This is a genomic window from Sphaerothrix gracilis Ecp01, assembly GCF_030405905.1.
GTDB classification, from domain to species: domain Bacteria; phylum Cyanobacteriota; class Cyanobacteriia; order Phormidesmidales; family Phormidesmidaceae; genus Sphaerothrix; species Sphaerothrix gracilis.
Genome location: NZ_JASATW010000012.1, coordinates 108,344 through 131,459, shown reverse-complemented (window position 1 = coordinate 131,459; position 23,116 = coordinate 108,344). Strand labels below are relative to the sequence as shown.

Annotated in this window: 19 protein-coding genes and 1 pseudogene; 6 read left to right on the top strand and 14 right to left on the bottom strand. The window is 51.6% G+C overall.

Annotation, left to right across the window (positions count from 1 at the left end; all coding sequences use genetic code 11):
- Window positions 1–5: 5 nt before the first annotated feature.
- The 5 genes from QJQ48_RS15225 to QJQ48_RS15205 all read right to left on the bottom strand — a co-directional run bounded on the left by QJQ48_RS15225 (window position 6) and on the right by QJQ48_RS15205 (window position 6,103).
- Window positions 6–812 (bottom strand): sulfotransferase family 2 domain-containing protein, encoded by an 807-nt coding sequence (locus tag QJQ48_RS15225; RefSeq protein WP_346292097.1) that lies wholly within the window; start codon window positions 810–812, stop codon window positions 6–8.
- Window positions 802–1,788: a hormogonium polysaccharide biosynthesis glycosyltransferase HpsE gene (gene hpsE / locus QJQ48_RS15220; RefSeq protein WP_346292096.1), complete on the bottom strand. Its 987-nt coding sequence runs from the start codon at window positions 1,786–1,788 to the stop codon at window positions 802–804. Before hpsE (QJQ48_RS15220) ends, QJQ48_RS15225 begins: the two co-directional genes overlap by 11 nt.
- An 80-nt stretch (window positions 1,789–1,868) precedes the next feature.
- Entirely contained in the window at window positions 1,869–3,626 is a 1,758-nt protein-coding gene (gene hpsE, locus QJQ48_RS15215; RefSeq protein WP_346292095.1) for a hormogonium polysaccharide biosynthesis glycosyltransferase HpsE, read from the bottom strand.
- Window positions 3,627–3,971: 345 nt separating this feature from the next.
- Window positions 3,972–5,264: an MlaD family protein gene (locus QJQ48_RS15210; RefSeq protein ID WP_346292094.1), complete on the bottom strand. Its 1,293-nt coding sequence runs from the start codon at window positions 5,262–5,264 to the stop codon at window positions 3,972–3,974.
- Window positions 5,265–5,287: 23 nt separating this feature from the next.
- Entirely contained in the window at window positions 5,288–6,103 is an 816-nt protein-coding gene (locus QJQ48_RS15205) for an ABC transporter ATP-binding protein (RefSeq protein ID WP_346292093.1), read from the bottom strand.
- Between the two features lie 190 nt (window positions 6,104–6,293).
- On the opposite strand from QJQ48_RS15205, the gene yvcK reads away from it, so the two are divergent.
- Window positions 6,294–7,676: a uridine diphosphate-N-acetylglucosamine-binding protein YvcK gene (gene yvcK / locus QJQ48_RS15200; RefSeq protein ID WP_346292092.1), complete on the top strand. Its 1,383-nt coding sequence runs from the start codon at window positions 6,294–6,296 to the stop codon at window positions 7,674–7,676.
- Window positions 7,677–7,701: 25 nt separating this feature from the next.
- Here yvcK and QJQ48_RS15195 read toward each other — a convergent pair whose 3' ends face one another.
- Complete coding sequence (locus QJQ48_RS15195) at window positions 7,702–8,622, bottom strand: hypothetical protein (RefSeq protein ID WP_346292091.1); 921 nt, start codon at window positions 8,620–8,622, stop codon at window positions 7,702–7,704.
- A gap of 347 nt (window positions 8,623–8,969) precedes the next feature.
- On the opposite strand from QJQ48_RS15195, the gene QJQ48_RS15190 reads away from it, so the two are divergent.
- Together QJQ48_RS15190 and QJQ48_RS15185 are read left to right on the top strand one after the other, a co-directional pair.
- A complete protein-coding gene (locus QJQ48_RS15190) occupies window positions 8,970–10,664 on the top strand; it encodes a SpoIIE family protein phosphatase (RefSeq protein WP_346292090.1) in 1,695 nt (564 codons plus the stop codon).
- A gap of 2 nt (window positions 10,665–10,666) precedes the next feature.
- Window positions 10,667–11,077: pseudogene (locus QJQ48_RS15185) on the top strand (ATP-binding protein); the annotation flags it as partial.
- A 167-nt stretch (window positions 11,078–11,244) separates the two neighbouring features.
- Here the strand turns inward: QJQ48_RS15185 and QJQ48_RS15180 are convergent.
- The gene (locus QJQ48_RS15180; protein WP_346292089.1) at window positions 11,245–11,937 is read right to left on the bottom strand and encodes a M15 family metallopeptidase; all 693 of its coding nucleotides are present in this window, start codon (window positions 11,935–11,937) and stop codon (window positions 11,245–11,247) included.
- Window positions 11,934–12,635, bottom strand: coding sequence for a pyroglutamyl-peptidase I family protein (locus tag QJQ48_RS15175; RefSeq protein WP_346292088.1), 702 nt, complete (start codon window positions 12,633–12,635; stop codon window positions 11,934–11,936). The genes QJQ48_RS15180 and QJQ48_RS15175 overlap by 4 nt, the downstream gene beginning before the upstream one ends.
- Window positions 12,636–12,788: 153 nt before the next feature.
- Here QJQ48_RS15175 and hisH point away from each other — a divergent pair, with 153 nt between their 5' ends.
- Together hisH and rsmD are read left to right on the top strand one after the other, a co-directional pair.
- Window positions 12,789–13,433, top strand: coding sequence for an imidazole glycerol phosphate synthase subunit HisH (gene hisH / locus QJQ48_RS15170; protein WP_346292087.1), 645 nt, complete (start codon window positions 12,789–12,791; stop codon window positions 13,431–13,433).
- A 4-nt stretch (window positions 13,434–13,437) separates the two neighbouring features.
- Window positions 13,438–13,980, top strand: coding sequence for a 16S rRNA (guanine(966)-N(2))-methyltransferase RsmD (rsmD, locus tag QJQ48_RS15165; RefSeq protein ID WP_346292086.1), 543 nt, complete (start codon window positions 13,438–13,440; stop codon window positions 13,978–13,980).
- A 77-nt stretch (window positions 13,981–14,057) separates the two neighbouring features.
- Here rsmD and QJQ48_RS15160 read toward each other — a convergent pair whose 3' ends face one another.
- Window positions 14,058–14,711, bottom strand: coding sequence for a CHRD domain-containing protein (locus QJQ48_RS15160; protein WP_346292085.1), 654 nt, complete (start codon window positions 14,709–14,711; stop codon window positions 14,058–14,060).
- A gap of 113 nt (window positions 14,712–14,824) precedes the next feature.
- Entirely contained in the window at window positions 14,825–15,526 is a 702-nt protein-coding gene (locus tag QJQ48_RS15155) for a response regulator (protein ID WP_346292084.1), read from the bottom strand.
- A 153-nt stretch (window positions 15,527–15,679) separates the two neighbouring features.
- Here QJQ48_RS15155 and QJQ48_RS15150 point away from each other — a divergent pair, with 153 nt between their 5' ends.
- On the top strand, window positions 15,680–17,521 hold the full coding sequence (locus QJQ48_RS15150; protein ID WP_346292083.1) for a hypothetical protein: 1,842 nt from the start codon (window positions 15,680–15,682) through the stop codon (window positions 17,519–17,521).
- Here QJQ48_RS15150 and QJQ48_RS15145 read toward each other — a convergent pair.
- The 4 genes from QJQ48_RS15145 to QJQ48_RS15130 form a co-directional block, all read right to left on the bottom strand.
- Entirely contained in the window at window positions 17,518–18,303 is a 786-nt protein-coding gene (locus tag QJQ48_RS15145; protein ID WP_346292082.1) for an ABC transporter permease, read from the bottom strand. The two genes, QJQ48_RS15150 and QJQ48_RS15145, sit on opposite strands and share 4 nt — an antisense overlap.
- Window positions 18,304–18,395: 92 nt before the next feature.
- A complete protein-coding gene (locus QJQ48_RS15140; protein WP_346292081.1) occupies window positions 18,396–19,388 on the bottom strand; it encodes a ribose-phosphate pyrophosphokinase in 993 nt (330 codons plus the stop codon).
- 293 nt (window positions 19,389–19,681) lie between these two features.
- Window positions 19,682–22,198 (bottom strand): phospholipid carrier-dependent glycosyltransferase, encoded by a 2,517-nt coding sequence (locus tag QJQ48_RS15135; protein ID WP_346292080.1) that lies wholly within the window; start codon window positions 22,196–22,198, stop codon window positions 19,682–19,684.
- Between the two features lie 27 nt (window positions 22,199–22,225).
- A complete protein-coding gene (locus tag QJQ48_RS15130) occupies window positions 22,226–22,543 on the bottom strand; it encodes a DUF3067 family protein (protein WP_346292079.1) in 318 nt (105 codons plus the stop codon).
- Between the last annotated feature and the right edge of the window lie 573 nt (window positions 22,544–23,116).

Genomic DNA, 23,116 nt, shown 5'->3' with positions numbered 1-23,116 from the left:
GCATGTTAGCCTTCGCCTCTCAAAGACAAAAAATTGTTTTTTGCATAATTATAGATTTCTAAGTCAATCTGGCAGTTTCTTCTAATTTGATCGGTTATCTCCGGGCTAATATTGATATTTTTCGCTACGTTTTTGTTTTTATAGGGTATTTTAATATTAAGGCTGAAGTCTTTTTTCACTGCCTGTTTAAAGGCTTCAATATTTTCTAAAAAACCAACAGCTTTAAACTTTTTCAAATTTTCTTTTGCTTTGGCAATATCGTCATGGTTAGGAAAGTCATTAGCAGAAATTCTTTCCAGATTTCCGCATAAGTATCGAGCATAAACTTTTCCGGCTCTACGTCCCTTTTCGCTATTGAGGAAGTCAGTTAAGCTCTGATTAATCTTGCCATGAGCTTTATCTGGCTTCTCTAAATTAAAAAAGTAATAAGAGATATATCTTTTGACTGGTTCTCTAAGAACAGTGATATAAGCGTACTTATGTCCAAATCTGTTCCATACTTCTGTATCGAAATAGGTGTGTCCTGAAATGAAATGAGTATTTCTAAACATCTCATAGACTAGCAGACTTTTTCGAAACCTCATTGTCTCTAAGAAGTCAATACTTTGATTCTGTGCGGACCTGTTTCTTAAAAGCTCTACTGTTTTTTGTGAGGCGGCTTCCTTGAGGCGACTATAGCTGAGGCGATAAATTTTTTCAAAAGCACTGTCAATGGATGTTCCCCCTGTTTTAGGGATATGCATGAAAAAGAAGTTAGGCTTGTGCTTAAAATATAGGTTTTCAAGTTTTTTAGAAAGAAAGTTATAGATCATGCCTGTAAGAAAAATTAAAAATTTTATAAAAATACCAAAGCGGACTGATTAAAGCGCTAGTAAAAAATCTCATTTCGCAAGCTAAGACTGTATCCGTAAAGGCTTTGAGTCGGTATTTTGCGATGTGATAAAAAGATCTGCGAGCGTTGCCAAAGATGATCTTGATTGCAATGATAGGCTTTTGCCAGCTAGAAGCCTTGAAGCTTCGTAGGTAGTAAATATTTAATCCTACTGATTGAATTAGCGAAATTAAGTATTGACGTTCCAGTCGCCAACTGGGAATCCAGTGTTCAACGAGCATGTCTGGGTTGTACCAGATTTCCCAGCCTGCTTGAGCGATATGGAGCAGCGCTTCAAAATCTTCGCCTTTGGTTACCAAAGATTTGCTTACAGGTCCTTGTAGTTTCTGGTTTTGAGGTACATGGTCTAGCCATATCTGTTTACGGACAACTAAGCCAGCCCCCGCCGGCAAGCTCAAAACTTCTGGGCGATACTGATTTGGCCGATCGCCCCGTTCTTTAATCGCTAAGAAAGACTGAATTCGCTCGAAGTGGGGAGGAGGAGGGGTTTCAAATTTACCGACAATGCGGCTACCGTAAGCGCCCACTTGCGGATGAGCCTGACCAAACTGATAAGCTGCAGCTACCCAGCGATCGCCCGGAAAATTGTCATCATCTAAAAAGCCGATTAGCGTTCCTTGTGCTTCCTGAATGGCCCGCTGCCTAGCAAACACAGCCCCTTGCTTTTTCTCAAGGCAGTACCGCAGCGGAAAAGCCGCAGGCCAATCTTTTTGAAACTGCTCAACAATAGCAGGCGTATCATCGGTACTGTTGTTGTCAATAACTACGATTTCCCATCTAAGCTGCTCTATGGCCTGCTGCTGCTTAAGGCGCTTCAAAATTTCAGGCAGATAAGCAGCGCTGTTGTAGGCTCGAATAGCGACAGTTAGGTCAATAACGGGAAGTTCTCTATCCATTTATTACCTATTGGCTCTAATTTCCTATATTGAGATTGCCCACGATTTCACCTGTCATTTAAGCAGTCTGGGGGATGGCTTCAAGCCACTAGGCTAGGCGTTTCTAATGGCTGAGGCGCGCTGATAGCATAGCCTTGAGCATAATCAATACCTAAATCCCGAATTTTATCTGTTGAAGCAGTATTTTCTAAACGCATAGCAATGATTTGAGGATGGGCTTTCTGATAGCTCAGTGCTAGCAGGTCTGGGTAAGCCGATTCCAAATGAGCTGTATCAACTTTTAGGTAGTCTATTGAGACACGCTGAGTAAGTTTTTTAAGTTGTAGAAAATCGCTGGCATTGTCAACTGCAACCGCAAAATTTAGGGCCTGAACTGCTTGAATAAATCGAACCGCCTGATCTAAGTTAGCTAGTAGGGCCGATTCAGGCAGTTCAAAGCAAACCCGATTAGCTAAATAGGGATAATATTCAAGTAAACTAGCCAAAAAATTGGAAAATTGTTCATCCTCAATAGAGGCTGCTGAGAGATTGATCAGATAGAGGGTAGGCACAACCTGATAATGTCTGTCTGATGGCGTTAGCTTCAAAGCTGCCAGCCAGCGAGCAAATTCTTCGATTACCCAGCGATCGATCACTTTAGTCAAGCTGAAGGATACGGCAGTCGGCATAAAGTCAGTCGCTGAGACAGTGCCTGAGTTATTTTCATCAAACTGTAATCTCAGCAGAACTTCTGCTAGCTTGAGTTCCTGTTGAGGCTTGCTGACGGGCTCTATTTGCTGCAGAAATAGACAAAATAGCTGATCTTCAAAGGCGCGCGATATTTTGCTCAGCCAGAATTCGTAGTTGGGCGCGTTTTTTTTTCGATTCTGACGAACTCTGCGCTCAGACTGATATTTCTTGACTAGGAAGAAGGGGCTGAGCAAGCTAGTCAATAGGTATTCCCTCTGACAGAGACGCTCGAAATGCGATCGCTGTTGATCAAACGGCAAAGTTAAATAGTGGACTAAGAGTTTGGCTATGTCTAATAAGAAATGCAGCAGCCCCAAGAAGGGACGCTGCCAGAGGGGATACCGCAGCATTCGCACATAAAAGCGGCTCAGGCCAATACGTCTCAACAGCATGAGCACATTTTGCTCTTGCAGGCGCTCTTGAGAAATCTGGTGGTAGACCACCATGTCAGGATTGTGCCAAATCTCCCAGCCCACCTTTTGAATATGAATTAAGACTTCTAAATCCTCGCTAGCCGTATTGGCGCTGGAGTACTGTCCCAAATAGTTTAGAAACAGATTGTCGGGAACAGACTCAACCCAGGCCTGTTTGCGAACGGCTAAGCCCGCTCCGGGGGGCAAGACTCTTTGACTGACACGATACTGATGCGGATCTTCACCTCGATTGACAATGGCTAGAAACGGCGCAATGTTTTCTGATATCTGCTGGGGTGGCTCGGTTTCAAAACAGGCATGAATGCGGCTACCGAAAGCGCCTGCTTGAGGATGAGCTACGGCGAATTGATAAACTTGCTCGACCCAGTTCTCTGCGGGCAAATTGTCATCATCTAAAAAGGCGATCACTTCACCGCTAGCTGATTCGACGGCTTTCTGCCTGGCAAAAGCCGCCCCCTGCCTAGCGGCAAAACAATACTGCAGACTACTGCTCTCAGGCCAAGTCTGCTGGTAACGGCGGGTGATTTTTGCGGTTGCATCTGTGCTGTTGTTGTCAACAACCAGTACTTCCCAGGAAATATTTTCCAAATTTACCTGCTGCAGCAGGCAATCCAAGACCTGGGATAGACGTTTTTCACCGTTGTAGGTTGGAATCGCAACTGTTACAAATATCATGAAACGAAGCCACAGCTTATCTAGCTCTGGTTTTTATTACCAATCATGCCGAGACCTAAGGAGTGAGAAGTGAGTTAAAAAATTTAGCTTTAAGCTAGAGTATTCACGCTCAAGCCGTGAAATCTAGCTGAATGAGCAGAGTAGCGAAGCACCTATTGCTTGAGTATAAAGCTTGATTACCTAATAGTGAGGCTGATAAAGGTTGTCAACCAGTCTAGAATACGGCTTTGGCCCTGTGCTAGGATACCGGGCCGACTTTAGGTGACCTTTACGCTTTGATAAACACAGGCACTCTTGGGACAAGGTTTTAATTTTTACCGTTGGCGGCGGGAATACTAAGGAACTTTACTTACTTGCGGGTTGATGGATAGCCCTCAGCACGTAGGGTTGCCCATCTCGAATAATGACGGGTAGCCGAGCCGCTTTGAGCGATTCCCGATCTGAATTTTCAGCTACAGGCTGTAGCGCAAAGACAACTGCCGTATCTGGGGCTGTAGGTGCAGGTTCTAGGAGCTGAGCTAGTTGGGTCTGTTCTTCCAGGGTTTGAGTAGAGGAAACTAGACCGCTTAAACCATCGACTAAATCGCGAATGTCATTGCGAAAGCTGGGATTGCCGGTGAGTTCATCCACGTCAGCCAAAATCTTCTCTGCGCTTTGGAAAACGCTGCGGGCAGATTCTAGCGTTTGCTGCAGCATGACCAGATTCTCAGTCGTGCTAAAGGCTGCCGTAATTGTCCGTAAATTCTCTGAGGCTGCGGCCGCATTAACGGAGAGGGTTTCTAAGCTGGTAATCAGTTCACCCTCCTCGGCCACAGGAGCGACCGAATCGATCAGCCGTACGAGGCGATCGCTACCCGCACTCAAATTGTTCAGCGTTGTAACTACGCTAGCCCGATTGGCCGCTAATAAATTGCTGGCTTCGGCGGCTGTCAGCTCGACCTGGCGGGCGGCGTCTCCGGCGGCAGCGGCAGCGGCATTAGCAGCAGCCAGCGTTTGTTGGGTATTGGCTGCAATCGGTGAAACTTCTTGCCGGACTTCGCGGGTCAGCTCTGTGAGCTCATCACTGAGATCCACGACGTTGCGAGTAATGACAGAGGTGTTTTTGACCAGCACCTGCACTTCTTCAATCAGCTCTGGATCTGAAAGCGCCGAGGCAATTTTATCGGCTGAGCGAATCAGCGTGTCATAGCTTAAACCTGGCGTGCTGGGTAAGCGATCGCCGTCGCAGACAATCACGTTGCTGTTGCAGTCTTCTCCAAACGGACTCATTGCTAAAGCAGACTCAGGCAGCGAATCTTGGGGGACAATGGCGATTGTTGTTTCGCCAATCAGGCCCGACTGGTTTGTTTCTACAACAGAGTCACTTGGAATAATCAGGTTAGGCTCCGTAATTTCGATCGCAACGCCGACCTGATTGGTGCCCGGATCGATTGATACAATTCGGCCAATGACGACGCCGCGATAGCTGACAACCGTGCCGACCTGAATTCCTTGAGTGTTTTCTAGCCCCGTTAAGATTTGATAGCTGCGCTGTCCTGGATTTAAGCCTCGCAGCCACAGCACCAATATGCCAAATAAACCAACCCCGGCTAGGATTAGTAAACCAACCGCCCCTTCCCGAATAGTGCGTGCTCGCATAGTTTCTCCTGAGTCACTTTCGCCTATCCAACGACATGGATGGGGCCTTCCGTCTTGCCACTAAAGAACTGTCGTACAAGCGGGCTATCGGTCGTGTCAATATCGGCAACCGCGCCGCTCCACTGAATTTTACCTTGATGGAGGAATGAAACTCTGTCAGCCGTACGGCGAATGGTGCTGTCTTGGTGCGTCACCATGACGTAGGAGCCGCAGGCTTGCCCCCGCTGCATCTCTCGAATCAGATCTTCAATCACGGTTGAGGCGATTGGATCGAGTCCAGCGGTTGGTTCGTCATAGAGCAGTAAGTCAGGGCGATCGCGCGGATTCTCGGGATTGGGAATCACCGCCCTGGCAAAGCTGACCCGCTTGCGCATACCGCCGGATAGCTCTGCCGGGTAGCGATCGGCGATGCCTGGCAGACCCACCATTTCCAAAGCATCATCGACAAGCCGCCGAATTTCTGAGCGAGAGAGCCGAGAGTGCTGATACAGAAAGAAACCAACGTTTTCATCCACTGAAAGTGAATCAAATAGAGCTGCTTGTTGAAACACCATGCCGATACGAATGGGATCGGGAGAGTCATCAATCAGGCCCATTCGCCGCTGACCAGCCACATAAATATCGCCCTGATCGGGGGCTAGCAGACCAGCAATAATTCTCAAAATAGTTGATTTCCCAGTACCTGAAGGGCCAATAATAGCTACCGCTTCACCCCGATTAATCACAAGATCAACCCCGTCAAGCACTTGATTAGAGCCAAAAATTTTACTGATACTGCTCAACTCAACGAGAGACTCGCCAAAGCAATTTTCTGGGCGATCGCGCTCTAGCTCATACATAGTTAATCCGAAATTTATGCAGAACAGATGCTTGGGAATGGCAAACTAAGCAGAGGCGAAGTGGATTCGATGATCCTCTCGCTCTGCCTAGACTCTATCAAATGCTCGATAGCATTGGGAGGATTTCAAGATTTTCAGTGCTGGTCGATCCCCAGTATGCCATTCATCATCGTGTGCCTGACTCATATCTATGCCCTTTAGTTCCTTAAAACGAAAGCTCCGCAAGTCTTTTCGTTTTCTTTGGCGAGAAACCACCTACGTCACGCCGCCTCGGGTCAATCGCTGGGTTAAGTGGTTGGCTCCTGGGCTTTTAGTCAAGCGCTGGCTGTTTCTCAGCACTATTGGCGTTTTACTGGTAGGCACTGGTCTGGCTATCTGGCTCAAACTAACGCCGGTTTTTTATACCGTGCAGTTCTTGGGGGCACTGCTCCGCCTGATCAGCACGATTATTCCCAACTACATCAGTGGCCCGCTGGGAATTTTAATTGGGGTACTGTTAATTCTATGGGGTCAGACCCGTACGCTGGGCGCTATCACTGAAGTCCTGATGCCCGGTAGCGAAGAAGGGCTGGTTGATGTGCTGATGAATCAGCGGCGACTGCATCGCGGCCCCAAAATTGTGGTTATTGGCGGGGGCACAGGGCTTTCTACCCTACTGCGCGGGCTGAAGGACTACAGCGCTAACATCACAGCAATTGTTACCGTGGCCGACGATGGCGGTTCTTCCGGGCGGCTGCGCCGAGAGATGGGCATTTTGCCGCCGGGCGATATTCGTAACTGCCTAGCAGCTCTAGCCGATGAAGAAAAGCTCTTGACAGAGCTGTTTCAATATCGTTTCAGTGGCGGCAGCGGTCTGTCTGGGCACAGCTTTGGCAATCTGTTTTTAACCGCTATGAATAACATTACGGGGGACGTGGAACAGGCGATCGCGGCCAGTTCTCAAGTCTTAGCGGTGAGGGGTCAGGTGCTGCCCGCCACCCTGAGCGATGTGCGGCTGTGGGCCGAACTCAAAGACGGTCGCCGCATTGAGGGGGAATCCAATATTACGGAGGCCAAAGGCCAGATTGTCCGCATTGGCTGCGCTCCAGCCAATCCCCCTGCGCTGCCAAGGGCGCTAAAGGCTATTGATGAGGCAGACTACATTATCATTGGCCCCGGCAGCCTCTACACCAGTATTGCGCCCAACCTGCTGGTGCCTGACATTGCCGCCGCCATCGCCCAGCAAAATGTGCCCCGCATCTATGTCTGTAACATCATGACTGAGCCGGGTGAAACCGAGGATTTTAGCGTTTCAGATCATATTCGAGCGCTCGATCAGACCTGCGGGCGATCGCTGTTTGACGCAGTACTGGTGCAAAAGCGATTGCCTACCGGAGAGATTCTAGAGCGCTACGCCCAAGAAGGTGCCCAACCCGTCACTTTTGATCGCGATACCGTCATTGCCTCAGGCCGCCGCATTGTCCTCGCTAATGTGATGAAAGTGGACGAAAAAAGTGGTTCAATTCGCCACGACCCGCATCGACTGGCCCGGGTTTTACTGCGCTGGTATTCGCGCACCCAGGGAATTTGGTAGCCTATTGGCGACCTTATTCACAGAGCTACATTTGATCTGGGTTATCTGTCAGCGTAGGTCTCATCAGACTTGCCGTTGGCGTCACGCCGGTCAGAGTCAGGGTGTATTCGATCAGGCTGCCGCCGTCCCCTTCCCAGCCGATAACCTGCCGTTCGCTGTCAAATATCGGATCGTTGTCATAGGTGGTTACAGCAATGTAGTACAGGCCGGTTCGCGGCACCAAAAAGCCGCTGATCTGTGACTGCAAGCTGATCAAATCGTCATTCTCAGCTAAAAGCTGTCCTTCACTGTTGAAGAGAAATAGCTGCGAATCATCGTCCTGATAGAGACTTCCTGGCAAAACATCAGTGACATCCACCGCAAGCGTCACTCGATCCCCTAGCCCAGCGACAAAGCTATAGACCTGATAGTTGCTGCCTACTTCCCCAGCCACTACGCCTGAGCCATTGCGGGTATCAATTGGCGTGGCTGGCGATAGCGCCGGTATGTCTGTTTGACTGCGTAAGCTGACGCCAGCTAGGGGCAAGATTGGCCGAAAAGACTGATTGCGCCCCTGGCCCGGTCGATAGTAGAGATTGGCAAACAAAGCTTCATAGGCCTTTGCCCACTCCACTAGGCGATCGGGCAAGTTGACTGCACCAGCCGTAATGGTTTGAGCTAAGACCGCTTCACAATCTGCATCAGGCCGGACTACCGTGCGGCGAGTTTGATAGGTTTGGAGCTGACGACGGAGCTGAATCATGCGGTTACGTTCGCCAAAAGAAATTTCGTTTGAGCCAATCAGCGGATCAATTAGATCTAGCGCATAGCCCCACGCATTTAAACAGATTGCTAACTGCAGCTCTTGTCGGAGCTGACTAGCTGGAATACTCTGCGCTCTGACAGTCCACGTCAAACTGCTGAGGGCGATCGCCCCTAGCCCAGTAATCACCATCAATAATTTCATCGTTTAATCTGCCTAAAGGTAGGCTAAGCTTTTTGTGGCATTGTGCTTCAGAGTTTACCGTACACGCTTGCTCAGGGGTGTTATCTATCTTGTTTTTGACAATCATCTAGCTCAGCGCTTTAGATTCAATCAAAAATCTGCGTCCTGGTTGCCAGAGGCTTGTTGAGAAGACGAGCTGTCCATAGCTTAATCAAGATGCTATTTGGGCAACCTAATCGCAAGATGTCTTTAAGGATTGCCGTATTTTTACTGATTGAGCTAAGCCTCACTGAGCTTAGATAGCAAATATGATTGATACTAGTCGCGTTGCCCCTCGCGCAGAAAACTTCAGACAAACAGAGTCTTCGATGGATTCAAGCCAGAATCAACAGCTTAAATTGCTGGTTGTCGACGATGAGCCGGATAATCTGGACTTGCTCTATCGAACTTTTCGCCGCGATTTCCGGGTCTTCAAGGCCGAGAATGGATTCGCAGCCCTGAAAGTTCTAGATCAAGAAGGAGAAATGGCGGTGATCATTTCTGATCAGCGCATGCCGCGGATGAACGGGACGGAATTTCTCAGCCGTACGGTTGAGCGTTTCCCGGATTCTATCCGCATTGTGCTGACGGGCTACACCGATGTCGAAGACCTGGTTGAGGCAATCAACTCAGGGCAGGTCTTTAAGTACATTACGAAGCCGTGGAATCCCGATCGGCTCAAGAACGTCGTTTTACAAGCTGCCGAAACTTACCGCGTTCTAAAGCAAAGAACCTTAGAGCTGAGCCGTGCCCTCAGTCGAGAATCCCTGTTCAACGAAGTGATGCGGGCGATTCGAGAGTCTTTAGACTACAACAGTATGCTGCAAACAATTGCAGAAACTCTGGGCAGTACCTTTAAAGCCTGCTGTTCTACCCTGACTCCGGTGAGTGAGGGATTTAAAACGCGCTATCACTGTCAGGTAGACGCTAAACGCTTCGTCTATATAGCCTCCGATAAGTCTACGGCTGAAGCCGAGCAGGCTCTGGCAGCCGCAGCGGTTTTAGAACAATCTCTCGACTTAAATGCCTCAGTCGGCAGCAGTCCCACCCAGCAGCGAGTGATTCAGCTCACCGATGAAGTCGCGCTTAATAGCCTCGTTGTTCCCTTTATTTATCAAAAAGACTGCCTAGCGATCGCCTATCTTCACCGCATCGGTAATCCCAACGCTTGGTCAGACGAAACTATCAACCTGCTCAACAGCGTTTCTGAACAAATTGCGCTAGCCATCTCTCAGGCGATGCTCTATCAGCGCATTCAGCTACAGACAGAGCAAATGCGGGCGGAGCTATCGGTGGCGCGGCAAATTCAGACCAATCTGCTGCGCCAAAGCTGGCCGCATATTGAAGGGATTCGCATTCAGACCCGGTGTATCCCGGCTCGTGAGGTTGGCGGCGATTTCTTTGAGGTTTTTGTCCATCCTCAGGGCGATATCTGGCTAGCGGTCGGTGATGTTTCTGGCAAAGGGGTGCCAGCGGCTCTCTTCATGGCTAGCGCTATTTCGGTGCTGCGCCGTGAGCTTTCACAGGAGTCGCCTCCCCCCCCCAATATCGTCATGCAAAATCTCAATGCCAGCCTGTCAGACGATTTGGTCAGCAATAACTGCTTCATTACGATGGTTCTGGTTCGCTACATTCCGGATCAATACCAACTCATCTATGCCAATGCGGGTCACGTCTATCCAATGACCTGGTCTCGCTCAGCCGCGACTGAGGATGATGCTGAACCGACCTATCTAGACACGCGCGGGGTTCCTATCGGCATCCTGCCGACCTGGAAAGCCGCCGCCGGAGAACTCGCGCTGACCCCAGGGTCAGCCTTAGTTATCACCAGCGACGGCATCACGGAAGCCACAATTCCCGCTTCCAACAATGGCAGCGACGCCATGCTGAGGCAAACAGGATTGTGGACAATTTTGAAACAGCAGTCAGAGCTGTTGGATCTAGATCAGGTTTTGGCCCAGGTCACGCTCTCAAACTCAGTTCAGGAAGATGACCAGACTATTCTGTCACTGGAGGTGCTGTAGTTATGAAAACGGAGCTGCATGTCCCCAGTGATCTAAAGTTCTTAGGCATTGTTGAAAACTGGCTTTTAGAGTCTTTGAAAGCAGAACTTGGCAGTCAGGTTGACTGGTCGCGGATTGAAAGCCGCCTGCGCTTGGTGCTGGTTGAGGCGTATTCAAATGTCGTGCGCCACGCCCACAGAGACCAGCCCAACTTGCCTGTTCTCATCCGTTTAGAGCTGAAAGAACGGAACCTGTCGCTGGAAATTTGGGATTCTGGCTCTGGCTTCGAGCTGGAACAATATTTAGCGCCTGAACCCCAGGACTATCAAGAAGGCGGATATGGCTGGTTAATTTTACATCGGCTAATGGATACGGTGGAGTATCGCCTCAAAGTGGGCGAGGGACAAAACTGCTTGGCGATGAAGACCTCTTTGGCTACGCACGAAGCTGCTCAGCCAAAGCCAAAAGCTGCTACGGAAACCGACATCTCCAATTCAGCCAAAACGGCAGGTGATTCGGCTCAAGATAGATCTATGCCAACGGATACCTATCAGCATCAGGGGTTTGCAGCCAATAGCAAACTCGAATCTAGAGGATAATTTTACGCCATAGCTTGACCGTAGTAAGCGACCGGCGATCGCGTCTGCCAGGCCCAAAGCTGATCGCCATAGGAAAAATGCCACCACTCGTGGGGATGCTGTTGAAAGCCAGCCGACTTTAGAACTGCGGCCAGTAGCTGGCGGTGCTGGTGCTGGCGCTGCGCCTGGGTATCAGCGCTATTGGCAAAATGATTGGGATAAGACCGCTTAGAGGGTTCATCAATCGGAGAGCCCATATCGACTGTTTGACTCTGCGCGTCCACTAGCGTTATATCTACGGCGGCTCCGGTGCTGTGGGGCGGTGGCGTCGCTGGATCGGCGCTGGGGAGAGCCCAAAACTGGTAGACCTGCTCCATAATGGCCTGACGCTCAGACTCATTGATGACGCTAGCAGATAGCCCCTGAGCTAGCACTATCTGTCTGTAGGTATGCTCTACCATGAACTGCTGGACGGCTACAGGGCGATAGGCATCAAAAATTTGGATCTGCCAGCCCGGTTTTTGGGCCCGCAGAGCCTTTTGGGCCTGCAGGAGGCGATCGCAAACAGCTTGCCGTAGGTAGTAGGGCGATCGCCCGCCATAGGGTGCTCCTAGCTTTTCGTAGGGGTGGGGCCGGACGACGGCAAAGCAGTCTAGCGGAATGGGTACTAGGGATTCACCGCGATCGCGAATCGGGACTTTTTGATAGGGCTTCATGACGCTAGGGGCAGACGGACAACGGGAGCGATCGCGCCTGAATGAACGGGGGGCGAAAGCTGCAGCAAAATTCGGTTAAAGTCTTGCATAATCAAGCCTAAATTAGCCTGATTTAGCTTTGGAACGTGGATGAATAAAGCCTGACAGGCCATGTGGTTTCGCCTGAGAAACTGCAGGACTTGGAAATAGAGGTGATTGCAAACATAGCTGCCAGCATCGCTGCTAATTTCGGTAAGGGCTGTTCCCTGCAAGAGCGTAGAGAGCGGCAGGGGCGTTTGTAAAGCCTGATTGTTATCTATATCTATGCCCTGAAGTTCTAGGCTAAGCCGAGAGCGATTTTCGGCCATGCCGCAGCAGATGACAAAATGAGGCTGCAGCCAAAGAATTTTGGCAATTACTGCCGGGTGAGCCAACTGAAAGCTAACGGGCAAATGCCGCAGTACATGGGTATTCTCAGGCAGCCAAGCTTGGCGCTGCAGAGCGAGCAGCAAGTCGTCTGAGGAATTGGAAACCTGATGGGTACGCCAGGGACGAAAAGCGGTGAGCAGCAAACGGGGTGGGGGTAACGGTGATAAACCTGTCTGATTTGGCTGCTGGAGAAGGGGAAGCGCGTTCGGCGGCGTATGACCCAGATTTGCCGGACTCAGACGCTGCCGCAGCGATTGACTGGCCTGGTAGGGTAGCGGCTGGCCTAACATGTCAAAGTCTCTAAAAGCGGGCTATGGTCTATTGTGGCAAATTCTGCCTATCGCTTTTTCTGCAGCCGTGCCCCTAATTTGTGCGACAGCAACCATTACGGGCGATCGCAGAGGTTACTATAGGGCAGTGGACTGTCTTAAAAGGGGGCTGACATGGCCGTAATCGCAGTCATTGACTACGACATGGGGAACCTGCACTCTGCCTGTAAGGGGCTGGAGAAAGCGGGGGCAACAACTCAGATCACTAACGTTGCTGCCGATCTGGCTAAGGCAGACGGCGTCGTTCTACCGGGAGTGGGTGCGTTTGACCCGGCTATGCGACATCTGCGATCGCGTGATTTAGTCGAGTCCATTAGGCAAATTATTGCCAGCGGCAAACCTTTTTTGGGCATTTGCTTAGGGCTTCAGGTTTTGTTTGCCGCCAGCGAAGAAGGGAAAGAGCCGGGTTTAGGGGTGATTCCCGGTACCATCAAGCGTTTTCAGCCAGAACCGAACCTCACGATTCCGCACATGGGCTGGAACCAGCTAGAACTTACCCAGCCCCATATGGGGCTGTGGCAGTCCGTCAGTTCTGGTGACTGGGTTTACTTTGTGCATTCTTTCTATGCGGCTCCTGCAGATCCGAGTATCAACGCCGCGACTATTACCCACGGCAGTCAGACGGTCACGGCGGCGATCGCTCGCGACAACCTAATGGCAGTACAGTTTCACCCCGAAAAGTCAGCTCACACCGGACTGCAGATTTTATCCAACTTCGTTGAGCTGGTAGAAGCGAAGCAGCTAGTGAGCAGTCGGTAGGCTCATGTCCCTGCGGATTTACGGCAACCGTCAGCTTAAAACGCTGCCTGGTCAAGCTACCCGGCCGACGTCAGCGCGAGTACGAGAAGCCCTGTTCAATATCTGGCAGGGACAGATCAGGGGCTGCCGCTGGCTAGATCTGTGTGCGGGCAGCGGTGCGATGGGAGCCGAGGCGATCGCTCGCGGTGCGGCTGTGGTGATTGGCATTGAGCAATCAGGCTTGGCCTGCCGGGTAATTCAGCAAAACTGGCAGCGTATCGCTCAAAGCGGTCAGGCTTTTGAGGTGCGGCGGGGAGATGTGCGGCAGCAGATACAGCGGCTTCAAGGCCAGATATTTGACTATATCTACTTTGATCCGCCTTACGCCAGCGATTTGTATCAGCCGGTCTTACAGGCGATCGCCCCGCTAGACTTGCTGGCCCCTGCTGGCGAAATGGCGGTGGAGCATCGGGTCCAAAGTGGGTCAGTTCAGGCGATCGCTGGGCTAGAAATCGTGCGGCAAAAGCGCTACGGCAGCACCGCGCTCACTTTTTACGGTCTAAGTTGAAGTGTTAGGGAAAGGCGAGCACTGCCCGCCCTTGTCAAAGTCTGCTAGCCATTGAACAATTTTGCTTGCTGTCAAGCTTAATAAGGCATCAAGATCGCCCGCAGTTCGCCCCCTCTATTTTGAGTTGTATGAATGTCCACGTATAGGCGATTGTTGCTGAGAGCCTGCAGCTGCTCAGGCGTGAGGGTGTATTCACCCATCGCGCTGCCACTCATTTCCGTGTCTAAGGTTACGTCTAGGGCATATTGAAAGGGGCCATTTTCAGAGGGGCTTCCCTGATGAATATGAAAGGCTGAAGTGATATTAGGGTTGGGGGGACTCACTGGATCAGTAGTGTAGTTGCGCATTGGACTAGAAAGATGGTTGAAGCTGCCCCGAACCACTAGTCGATCACCTGACAATACCGCGCCTACAGCCCCGCGAGCTAGGGTATCAGGTGAATTAGGCACAACGTTCTCCTCACTCATGACCGCCACGTAGGATATCAGGGAACTATCTGTCGCCCCTTGCGCCATCAGTACCGATCGCGCCTGCTGAAGATTGCTGTTGATCGCTTGTCCCCAAAAGCCATCTGACATATTTGCCTGCATAACGGGGCTAACTGTAGAAGGCACTGCTGCCACCGTTCGGCCCAACATAGGACTCAGCCAGCCGCTGACAACTAGGCATAGGCAAGTCAAACCACCCAAGAGCAAGAACCGTATCTTCTTCATGCTGGACATATTGGACATAAAACTTCTTCCGGTTATATAGATTCTGCTGTAAGTGCTCGTTAGCAATTTGGCACTCATAGCTACTACGGAAACCTCAGACGCTTGGATGCAAAGCGACGCTCACGGTAGTCCTATTCATCCTCAAACTTGTAGCCCACACCAATCACCGTTTTGACAAAGCTGGGATGGGAAGGATCTGGCTCCACTTTTTTTCGCAGTCGAGCGACGTGGCTGTCTACCACCCGCTCATCGCCGAAAAAGTCTTCGCCCCAGAGCCTTTCAACCAGCTGAGTTCGGTTCCAGACCCGCCCCGGATAGCTCATGAAAGTCGCCAGCATGTCAAATTCCAGCGGCGTCAGGTCAAGCAGCGTCGCCTCTTCCTCGGCAGTTTGGCGAATGGCCGTGCGCTGGTCTAAGTCAACCGTGAAATGCGGCGTGCGGTAGACCTGGCTTTGCTGACCGTGACGCAGGCTACGACGCAGCAGTGCCCGGACACGGGCCACTAGTTCGCGTGGACTGAAGGGCTTGACCATATAGTCATCAGCCCCGGTAGACAGGCCAATGATGCGATCGAGTTCTTCACCTTTGGCCGTCAGCATCAGGATGTAGGGATCTTTGCTGCCGGGCTGTTGGCGAATGCGGGCACAGACTTCTAGACCGTCTAGTCCCGGCAGCATCAGATCTAGAATAATCAGATCCGGCTGGCGATCGCGAAAAAGCTGCAGCGCCCGGCTGCCATCTCGACAGGTTTCGCAGCTAAAGCCTTCTTTTTCGAGATAAAGCTTAATGAGCTGAGCAATTTCAGATTCGTCTTCAACGATTAAGATATCCATGCATTCTCTAGCGCTCGCTGAGATCTAGAGTAAAGCTGATAGCCAGGGCAATTCAAACAGGGCCAGATTTATTTGGCGTTATACCATTCCTTCGCTAAGATTCTACGGATAATGTTCAGGGTGATGGTGGGTTATTTTTAGTCAGAAAAGCCAATGGTAACGTCTCCCCCTTCTCACAAAGTTCACAGAGTCAGCCTCAATCAGCTCAGGCAAGAGCTGGTGCAGCGTTTGCAGGCCCAGCAGCCAAAAGCGGCTAGCTGGCGGATTCGCCTATCGACTCGTCAGGGAGCCTTACTGGCGCTAGTAGAGCACGCAGCAGCAGAAGTTCTCGATCCGGCGGCTGTTTTGGAGCTGATCGCGCAGCAGTTGCGATCGCTGCTAGACCAGCTCATGTCCTCAGAGGCAACTTTAGCCGCCGAGCTATCCGCCGCTCAGTTTCCGGTGCGGCTCTATCTGCGGCGACTGGGGGAATCACGGCCTTATGAAGCCAAATCCGTAGTCTGGCAGAATGCCGATCCCTTAGCCGCGCTGTTAGATGAAGATAGCCTGATAGATGAGGACTTAGAAGAGGCGGCTGATCCCCTAGATAGCTCTGCTTTAGTTCCTTTTTATGCTCCAGAACCGTCCCCTGATCCGCCATCAGAGGTTGGATCCGAGCCGGGCTGGGAACGTCATCGCGGGTTAAAGGCTTTGCCGAGGCCGCCCTTCTGGCTCGCAGGTACGATTGCCGCTGCTACCCTGCTGCTGGGCTTTGGCTACGGTATTACTCGTCCCTGCGTGGTGGGCCGCTGTGAACGGCTGGTGACCGCTGCCGCTTTGAGCAATGCCGCCTTAGACAGCCTGGAAATTCAGCCGACCCCTGGAGATGTGCTGCAGGCTCACACCAAGTTAGAATCTGCCGTCAATATCCTGCAGCCGATTCCCCCGTGGTCAAGGCATCACCTAGCCGCTCAGGCCGCCCAGAATGCCTACCGGCAGGAGGCAGAGGTGTTAGGTCAGGTTATTGATGCCCAAAAGAGCGCTACCCTGGCCGCCGAAAAAAGCCAGAATCCGCCCCATCCGGTGATTCACTGGCAGGTAGTGGAGGAATATTGGCGGCAGGCGATCGCCCAGCTCGAACAGGTTCCCCCAGACAACCTGGTCTATGGCTTTGCTCAAAATAAGCGGCAAGAATATGAGGCCAATTTAGTCAAAATTAGCGATCGCATTCAGGCCGAAGACGCCGCCGCCGCCGCTCTCACCCAGGCCATTGAAGCTGCCCAGCTAGGGGTACACCATATGGAAGTGGCTGACTCACTGCCGAGCTGGCAGGTGGCCCACCGAGAATGGCAAACTGCAATGAATCAGCTCCGCCGAATTCCTCAGGGAACGGTGGCCTACGCGGATGCGCAGGATCTGCTAGCTACCTACCGCAGCAACTTTATGGAAACCCGCGATCGCCTCGATCGCGAGCAGGTGGGCAGTCGCACCTACAATCAGGCTACTCAGGCCGCTCAGCGGGCGCAGCAGTTCGAGCAGAAAAATCAGTGGACGCTGGCAGTTCAGGCTTGGCGTCAGGCTTTGGAATATGCCCAGCAGGTTCCTTCTAACACGAGCTTCTCCACCAATGCCCAGAGCCTTTTAGATCCCTATCGGCTCTCGCTGACAGAAGCGCAGCAGCAGCTACAGGGGGCCGTGGGTGCCCAGCAGATCCAGCAAAAACTCGATCAAATCTGCGGCCCCGGTTCCCGGATCTGCCGTCATAGCCGCATAGGTAATCGCGTTCGCATCAACGTAATTGCGCTCTATGCCGATGCCATTGAGCAAACCTTCACCGATCCGCGCCTGGCTGGGCGACCTCAAATGACGGTAGAAGTAGCCCGCAATACCAGCCAGCTCCTGAAAGAAGTTGCCGATCTTAGCCGTACCGCCCAGTCGGAAATTGAAATCTACGACAGCAAAGGGGCCTTTATCGCTCGCTATCGCCCTGATTTAGGCGGATTTGTGAAGCACTAAGGCAGCACAAGCTGGGCGGCTTTGTTAAAAAACTGGCGGGCAATTCCCTGGGTGACTAGCACCGCTGTCAGCAGGTCAGCAAAAGTCAGCATGAACATAATTAGCATTTGATAAAGCGCTGCGTTGAGCGGATCGACGCCGCTAAGGAGCTGACCAGTAATGATGCCAGGCAGCTTGACAATACCCACTACCATCATTGAGTTAATGGTGGGTATGAGTCCAGCCTTGATTGCCTCTTGGCGATACTGGGCGATCGCCTGGGCTGGCGTAGCCCCCAAGCTGAGATGAGTTTCAATATCGCGGCGGCGCTGTTTTAGGGTGCTGACGAGGCGATCGCCTGCGATCGCGGCGGCGTTCATGGCGTTCCCTAGCACAATACCGGCCAGCGGAATTAGGTAGCGCGGCTCGTACCAGTTTTCCGGGCGAATAACCGCCAGGCTGGTGTAGCTCAGCGTCAGCAGCGTGCTGGTAAGCAAACAGCCCCAAACCAGCGGCAGCAGCCGCGACAGCTTTTTACTAATACGGTTGCGGGCGACCAGCGAGGCTGTTGTCAGCATAACTAACAACACCAGCAGGATTGCTAACGGATTGCGCCAGTCAAAGACTACCGCCAGCACATAGCCCACCGCGCCAAGCTGCAGCACCGTACGCCCTGTTGCCATCACCAGGTTCCAGGTGAGTCCTAAGCGCTGCCAGCTGGCCAAGGCGATCGCCGCTGCCATCAGCCCTAAAGCCCATAAGAGCCGCAGGAAATCAAGTTCAACTAGGGTATCTGTGTTCAATATTCTGCGCCGTTAGCTAAACCCTGCCTCAAAAATTGGGTGCAAGGTCATATAAAGTGCCCTACACCCCCATTCTTGCTATTTAGCCTAAACTAGCGAAACATGCTGCTGACCGAACTCTCTTCGTGAATACGCCAGATAGCTTCACCAATCAGATTAGCAACTGATAAAACAGTTAGCTGCTCAAAGTGCTTAGCATCTGCTACCGGAATCGTATTGGTCACGATCACTTCTTCAAACAGGCCACCCGAAAGCCGCTCTACGGCAGGGGGCGAAAAGACGGCATGAGTCGTGCAGGCGTAGACCTGACGTGCCCCTTCTTGCCGCAGCAAACGCGCCCCTTCACAAATTGTGCCAGCCGTATCGATCATGTCGTCTACTAGAACTGCCGTCTTGCCTTCAACATCCCCAATTAGGTTCATCACCTCGGCTACGTTGTGGGCTTGGCGGCGCTTATCAATAATAGCCAGTGGCGCATCGTCTAGCTTCTTCGCGAAAGCGCGGGCGCGAGCTACACCGCCCACATCCGGTGAAACCACCACCAGATCGGGCAGACTCTTACTGGCAAGATAGTCAATTAGCACCGGCGAGCCGTAGACATGATCGCAAGGAATATCAAAATATCCCTGAATCTGCGCCGAGTGCAGATCCATCGCCAACACCCGACTCGCCCCGGCCTGGGCCATCAGGTTAGCCACTAATTTGGCGGTGATAGACTCACGGCCAGCGGTTTTGCGATCGGCGCGGGCGTAGCCATAATATGGCAGCACGGCTGTAATCTGACGCGCAGACGCCCGGCGGCAGGCATCTATCATAATGAGTAGTTCCATCAGGTGATCGTTCACCGGATAGCAGGTGGGTTGAATGAGATAAACATCACACCCACGAATCGATTCTTGAATTTGTACGTACAGTTCTCCATCGGCAAAGCGCTTGCGAACCATTGGCCCCAAGTCAATGCCTAAGTAGCGAGCAACTTCACGAGATAGCTCTCCGTTGGAAGATCCAGCGAATAGCTTCAAGCGGTTGTTGTCACCAATCTGTGGAAGTGCTGTCTGAAGTGATAGGGTGGCAGAGCGAATCACAACAGGCCCTCAATGCGTGTTCACGGAAATCCTAGCATCCTAACTCAGATTGTCTCTGAGAAATTTTTCATAGGCCCTGATGAGAAACAGCGTATTAAACCAGTAAAAGTACGGTGAATAGTATTAATAAAACGAATTAAAAATCAGTAGAAACTAAACTAAGCGTTCAATTTCACCCAATTGTAGCTTTTATTACCGTCCTGGTGAAGCAACGGTTAAAGGATTATTTAGAAAATTTTAAAACCGCAGCTAGCAAGCCTTGTTAAAGAAACTGGTCATCTCAATGTGATGCCCTACAGAGCGCCTTCTAGCTCCAGCAGTTTGAGGGCGCGTGGCAGATTGAGCTTTAGGGCTGCCGCGATCGCCTGCAGTAAGCGTAGATTGGGCAAATCAGGTTGAAGCTGCTCGGCCTGAGCTAGAGCCTGATCAGCCCGCCAGGGCTGCCACTGATAGAGGCGAACAAAGCCTAGATAAGCCCAGTTATAGGGATTTTCAGGATTCAGGCGAGTGATGGTTTCCAGGGTGGCGATCGCCTCAGGAGCCTTTTGCTGCAGAATTTGAGCCAGCAGCAGCGAGTAGAGCCAGTCGAGCTGATCGGGGGATTGGGAAAGACGGTGAGTCATCGCCTGTTCGGTCTGCCGCAGGTAGTCCTGCGTGGCATCGTACTGGTTGATGCGTCCCACCTCGGAAAAAACGGGGTCAATAGCACCTACCGGCAAATCGGCGGCCAGTCGGCGCAGAACAGTGACCAGATCAAGCGGCGGTACTTGAGCCGGAGCAGCTATACCGGCCTGTAGCTCCACCTGGACTGGGGGTAAAGCTAAGTCATAGCTCTCGTTTGTATTGCGATTGAGGTAGCTGGCCTGAAGCTGATAGCGTCCTTGCTGCAGGCTTGCCGGTGGCAGCACCGCCAAACTCTCCGTCACGCGAAAGCCGCTGTTGGATTTTGGCTTAGACTCTCCCGCCTTTAGCTGCCCTAACGCAATGCCGTGATCGCTAATCCAGGTCGGGCGATCGCTATTTGTTTCCAGGGGTTGCCAGCTCAGCAGCAGCAAGCCGTTTTGTAGAGCTTGCCAAGGGCCTTCAATCTGATAGGTAATTGGAAAAGCCTGCCCCGGCGCTAGCTGCTCAGCCACTTCAACAACGGTAATTTCAACTGCTGTTTTAATTTGATCTAGCGGCTCTACCCGTACCTGCGGTGTTTTTCGACGCAGTAGCCGTAGCTCGCTCCGATCAGGCAACTGCCAACGCTGAAAGATTTCTAACGTATTGGAGGTTTCTAGCGCTTCTCGCAGCCGTGCCTGTCCGGCTTCAATGCTGCCGTAATCGCCCTGATAGCCTGTTTTCGTTAAATACCAGTTGAGATAACGGCTATCCTGCAAAGCAGTTTTAGAGCTAAACGAGAGCTGGCGGCCATTTACCTGAAAGTCAGCCAGCGCCCCGTAAAAGTCCATGTTCTGCGGATTAATCGTGAGGGTATTGACCGCGAGGCCCAGGGTTGACTGCAAATAGGGCATATCGCGGGTTATTGTCTCGATGACGGCATGGTTCGGCCAGCGATCGCCCCTATAGGGAGGCCACTTTGCCCCTTGAATCAGGTCGACATCTGGCAGCGCAAACATTCTGCCCAGCAGGACTAGGCCGGACAGCGCCACGGCGCCCCATCGCAGCCACCGCCAGGGAAGTGTACTCCTCAGGGTTAGCCCTCGTGCTAAAACGATCGCCATTGCCGGGAAAAAGGCAATGATGATGCGCGGCTGCTTATTAGGGCCAATCGTACCTAATAAATAGATGCCGATGAGGAAAGCTACCAGCCATAGCCAACCTCGACGCGTTGCGCCTAAAAATTTCTCCGACTCAGTGCTTAGTGAAGCTGTAATTACAGAAGACTTCTTGCCCAAGGCGATCGCGCCTATTCCTGCCAGCCAAGTTCCTAGGGATGCCAGCAAAACAGGCATTGAAACAATCTCCGGCAAGACCTGCAGATAGAACAGCCAGCCCGCTAAGCTATTAACCTGGGGCGACTTGCGATAGATCACGCCAGCTTGAGCACCGCCAAACGTGGTAGACACAATCGTTAGCCAGTTGGTGCTAAACCAGGGCCAAATAACCAAAACTGCGATCGCCCCGCCCGCCAAAATCTGTAAAAGCTGCTGCCAGCGCCGCTGCCAGAGGCTAACCGCTACGGCCCACACCAGCGGCGGTATAACAAATAGCAGACCAGAGGTGCGTGTCAGCAAAGTCAGTCCTAGGCTGATGCCCCAGATAGGCATCCAAAGCCATTGTCGCCGGGTGCTTTCGGCCATCCACCAGTAGGTCAGACTCATCAGCGCCACTGAAAACACAGCCGCGAGGCCGAAGTCCAGCAGATAGGTAATTCGCAATGCCGCCAGCGTTGGGGATAGCAAGCTCAACCCAGCGGCCCAAAGACCTACCAGCGGCGAAAACAGCCGTCGGCCCATCAGGTAAATGCTAACCAGCATTACCGCGGTAAGCATCAGGTTGACCAAAACTGCCTGGTCGGCCCCTGGATTCAAGAGGCCGAAAAGAGGAACCGTCAATAAGTAGACCAGTGGCCCTCTTTGGGTTGGAGCCTGCTGCCATAGGGTCTGCCACCAGTCCGGTGACCCCCACTGGGGCTGCTGCAGCGATCGCCAGTGGTTCAGGGCGCGGCTAAGATGATCGCCCTGATCCCACCCTGGAGGAGCCTGATCTAAATGCAACCAGATGATGTCTGCCACCGCGACTAAAAGCCACAATACCAGCATCACTAACCAAGGATTGGAGAAAAATCGAGGCCAAGCACGCATAGTCTAATCAGCTCATCGAATCGCTGCTTAAAAATCAGTGATTAGCCACTCTGAAGCCCGCTCTCCTAGATCAATAGGGATACTGACTGCCTTGCCCAAACGCGGACGTTCCGACGTTTGCTCAATATATTGCTTGACATAGGCGGCACTGTCCCAGCCTTCAATATAAGTGGCAATATCGTCCAAATGCTCCAAATATTCTGCCTCATCCATCGGGAAAGACGCCTGTTCCAAGTAGCGCCACATAATCTGAACGAAGATTTTCCCCTGGGCCTTGCGCAGCTGAATATCGAAGGAATATCCCCACTTGTCTAGCAACAGCTCCTGTAGATCCTGTCCGGTCATAGTTGATTTCAGCCCATAGCCCTCATAAATACTCTAGAGTCTGCCAGATTATTAGCCAAAGCTAGGCCGCAGGCAAACTGCCTATAGGGACTGCAATGTTTACACTAATTAACAAAAAGTGCAGGACTGATGCGGGCTGATGTTTAGAGAACGCTGATAGACAGGTACTGTCAGCTATCAAGCGCCCAGAAGTCTCCTGATTGTAAAGCGTTTTAAAGCCTTCATTGGTAGAAAAATGAATGGTCGATCAAAAAACTTGGCAAGACTCTAGAGAATGGAACTTCATAGTTTTGGGGTCCGGGCGTTACATAAGTGAGTTCGTCGGTCGGCGACGTTGACGAGTGCTTATGTAGACGGACAACGGTCGTGATGGAGTGTCCATATGAGACGACTAATACTCGCAGACACTTTATTCAAACGTATAAAAGATGTCCATAATAATGTAAAACGACGAGAGCGTTTGCAAGGTAAGAGATCTCAGAACGGTTCAAAAAACTAGCTGGTAAGTAAAAAGATGGTTACTTCCGAAATTTTGCGAAATGTTAGTCCTCTGAAGACCCGCGAACTATCGAC

What these genes read in the sequence shown, in the direction of transcription:
- QJQ48_RS15225 (WP_346292097.1), bottom strand. Translation starts at nt 812, where the DNA reads ATGATCTATAACTTTCTTTCTAAAAAACTTGAAAACCTATATTTTAAG.
- hpsE (WP_346292096.1), bottom strand. Translation starts at nt 1,788, where the DNA reads ATGGATAGAGAACTTCCCGTTATTGACCTAACTGTCGCTATTCGAGCC.
- hpsE (WP_346292095.1), bottom strand. Translation starts at nt 3,626, where the DNA reads ATGATATTTGTAACAGTTGCGATTCCAACCTACAACGGTGAAAAACGT.
- QJQ48_RS15210 (WP_346292094.1), bottom strand. Translation starts at nt 5,264, where the DNA reads ATGCGAGCACGCACTATTCGGGAAGGGGCGGTTGGTTTACTAATCCTA.
- QJQ48_RS15205 (WP_346292093.1), bottom strand. Translation starts at nt 6,103, where the DNA reads ATGTATGAGCTAGAGCGCGATCGCCCAGAAAATTGCTTTGGCGAGTCT.
- yvcK (WP_346292092.1), top strand. Translation starts at nt 6,294, where the DNA reads ATGCCCTTTAGTTCCTTAAAACGAAAGCTCCGCAAGTCTTTTCGTTTT.
- QJQ48_RS15195 (WP_346292091.1), bottom strand. Translation starts at nt 8,622, where the DNA reads ATGAAATTATTGATGGTGATTACTGGGCTAGGGGCGATCGCCCTCAGC.
- QJQ48_RS15190 (WP_346292090.1), top strand. Translation starts at nt 8,970, where the DNA reads ATGGATTCAAGCCAGAATCAACAGCTTAAATTGCTGGTTGTCGACGAT.
- QJQ48_RS15180 (WP_346292089.1), bottom strand. Translation starts at nt 11,937, where the DNA reads ATGAAGCCCTATCAAAAAGTCCCGATTCGCGATCGCGGTGAATCCCTA.
- QJQ48_RS15175 (WP_346292088.1), bottom strand. Translation starts at nt 12,635, where the DNA reads ATGTTAGGCCAGCCGCTACCCTACCAGGCCAGTCAATCGCTGCGGCAG.
- hisH (WP_346292087.1), top strand. Translation starts at nt 12,789, where the DNA reads ATGGCCGTAATCGCAGTCATTGACTACGACATGGGGAACCTGCACTCT.
- rsmD (WP_346292086.1), top strand. Translation starts at nt 13,438, where the DNA reads ATGTCCCTGCGGATTTACGGCAACCGTCAGCTTAAAACGCTGCCTGGT.
- QJQ48_RS15160 (WP_346292085.1), bottom strand. Translation starts at nt 14,711, where the DNA reads ATGTCCAATATGTCCAGCATGAAGAAGATACGGTTCTTGCTCTTGGGT.
- QJQ48_RS15155 (WP_346292084.1), bottom strand. Translation starts at nt 15,526, where the DNA reads ATGGATATCTTAATCGTTGAAGACGAATCTGAAATTGCTCAGCTCATT.
- QJQ48_RS15150 (WP_346292083.1), top strand. Translation starts at nt 15,680, where the DNA reads ATGGTAACGTCTCCCCCTTCTCACAAAGTTCACAGAGTCAGCCTCAAT.
- QJQ48_RS15135 (WP_346292080.1), bottom strand. Translation starts at nt 22,198, where the DNA reads ATGCGTGCTTGGCCTCGATTTTTCTCCAATCCTTGGTTAGTGATGCTG.
- QJQ48_RS15130 (WP_346292079.1), bottom strand. Translation starts at nt 22,543, where the DNA reads ATGACCGGACAGGATCTACAGGAGCTGTTGCTAGACAAGTGGGGATAT.